3 protein-coding genes are annotated in these 1,949 nt (G+C 63.8%); 2 read left to right on the top strand and 1 reads right to left on the bottom strand.

Going from position 1 to position 1,949, the window contains the following annotated elements:
• Positions 1-578, top strand: a 578-nt coding sequence (locus MOV76_RS38995; RefSeq protein ID WP_408988014.1) for an alpha/beta fold hydrolase, incomplete at its 5' end; no start/stop codon positions are given.
• Positions 579-643: 65 nt separating this feature from the next.
• Here MOV76_RS38995 and MOV76_RS38990 read toward each other — a convergent pair.
• Positions 644-1,426 (bottom strand): alpha/beta fold hydrolase, encoded by a 783-nt coding sequence (locus tag MOV76_RS38990; protein WP_247266576.1) that lies wholly within the window; start codon positions 1,424-1,426, stop codon positions 644-646.
• A gap of 361 nt (positions 1,427-1,787) precedes the next feature.
• On the opposite strand from MOV76_RS38990, the gene MOV76_RS38985 reads away from it, so the two are divergent.
• Positions 1,788-1,949 (top strand): GntR family transcriptional regulator (locus MOV76_RS38985; RefSeq protein ID WP_247266577.1); only part of this gene is annotated, 162 nt, incomplete at its 3' end.

The raw sequence follows: 1,949 nt of genomic DNA, 5'->3' as shown, positions 1-1,949 counted from the left end.
CCGAAGTTGCCGCGGTGCTCGCCGCGGGCGGGCCGGCGCCGAAGCGACTCTCCACCGAGGAACGCGCGGCGTTCGATGCCCTCAGCGCCGCAGCCAAGATGGGGAACAGGTCCTATGCCACGATGATGGGCACGAGGCCGCAGACGATCGGCTACGCCATATCGGACTCCCCGGCCGGCCTTGCGGCATGGACGCTCGGTCATCCAGGCTTCACGCACTGGACCTACGACAGCAGCGATCCCGAAAAGTCTCCCGACGAGGTGCTCGACGACATCACGCTTTACTGGTTGACCAACAGCGCCGCTTCCTCGGCCCGGATCTACTGGGAATATGGCGGCGGGCGCAGTCCCGTCCTTGCGGCCGGGGAGAAGACCTCCAAGATCGCGCTTCCGGTCGCCATCACCGTCTTTCCTGGGGAGAGCTACCAGGCCCCGGAGACATGGGCCCGTCGCGCCTATCGCAACCTTATCTATTTCCACAAGGTCGACAAGGGCGGCCACTTCGCCGCCTGGGAGCAGCCGGAGCTCTTCTCCGCCGAGCTTCGTGCAGCGTTCAGGCCGCTGCGCCGACCGATATGAGAGGAGCGGCGGCCCCTCGCCGCTTAGGGATGCCGCCGCGGCCCTGCCGCTTCCCGGCCTCGGCATCAGTCCCTATTCTGCCCCGCCGCGTCGAGGATCAATCGGACGATCTCGTCGGGGTGGGAGATCAGCGACAGATGGCTGGCCTTCACCTCTATCGTCTTCGCGCCCATGCGCTTGGCCATGAAGCGTTCGAGATCGGGATTAATCGTCCGGTCCTCGGTCGAGACGGCATACCAGCTCGGCTTCGAACGCCAGGCGGCCTGCGTCGTCTTGCCGGTCAGCAGCGCCTTCTGGAACGGTTGCTGCACGGCATAGAGCACTTTCGCCTTCGTCTCCGGCAGGTCGCCGGCGAAATCACGCAGGAAGGCTTCCTCGCTCAGCCGACCCTCGTCACCGTCGAAGACGATGCCGGCCGAAGCCGGCGGCGTTGGGAAAGTCTTAGCGAGAGCGGTATAATCCTCACCTGCATCCGGTGCCCGCGCCGCCACGTAGACGAGCGCCGAAACATCCGGGTGCACGCCGGCCTCGGTAACCATCATGCCGGAAAATGAATGCCCAACGAGAACCGTCGGGCCATCCTGTCGGTCGAGCACCCGCTTCACGGCAGCGACAGCCTCCGGCAGCGTCGTCAGCGGGTTCTGCACCGCCGTGGCATTGAGCCCGGCCACCTGCAGGCGCGCGATCACCTCGGTCCAGCACGAGCCGTCGGCAAACAGCCCGTGCGCCAGCACGACGTTGCGCGCCTTTATGGGAGCGGATGTCGCGGCCATGCCGCGTGTGGCAAGCAGAGAAGCGGCAGCGCCGGCAACAAGGGCGGCCGAGAAAGTCCGTCTGTTCATCATCATGATCTGGTTCCTTGTGCGTCCAGGAATTGAAGGATCGAAAGCATGTCGGCTCGGGACCGAAGAACGGAAGCCAAGTCAAAATCGGTTGGCCTGTGATGCCGTGTCGGAACGGTTCGCTAGCCGGGCGCGAGGCACTGGCCTTCGTCGGGTTGCGCGCTCCCTTCGTCAAACTCGGTATTTGAAGCGGCTTCTTGTATGCAGAAGGCTGCTTTCTGGAGATTTATGTATTCCCATCCGACATAACGTCAATTATTGAATACGTAACACCTTCGTGATGCCAAAAGTGTATACGCAGAAGGGGCACGCAATCGCATACGCGGGCGCTTGGGGCCGATGCCTGAAACAGATCGGAGATGACGGAATGGCGAATGGTTTCGAAACCGAGGATGACGGCGATGATCGCGGCTTGCTCTCCGATCGCATTCGCAACGCCCTGACCGACGAGATCGCCGCCGGCACGCTGGCGGCGGGCGCAGCGTTGGACGAACAGCAGCTTGCCGATCGTTTCGGCGCCTCCCGCACG

Source organism: Rhizobium sp. PRIMUS64 (assembly GCF_023006465.1).
GTDB classification, from domain to species: Bacteria; Pseudomonadota; Alphaproteobacteria; order Rhizobiales; family Rhizobiaceae; genus Rhizobium; species Rhizobium leguminosarum.
Note: the sequence above shows the minus strand (reverse complement) of the source record. Positions and strands in the feature narration are given on the sequence as shown.

Bases quoted from the DNA above. Each gene is read 5' to 3' on its own strand.
- MOV76_RS38990 (WP_247266576.1), bottom strand. From the start codon at position 1,426: ATGATGATGAACAGACGGACTTTCTCGGCCGCCCTTGTTGCCGGCGCT.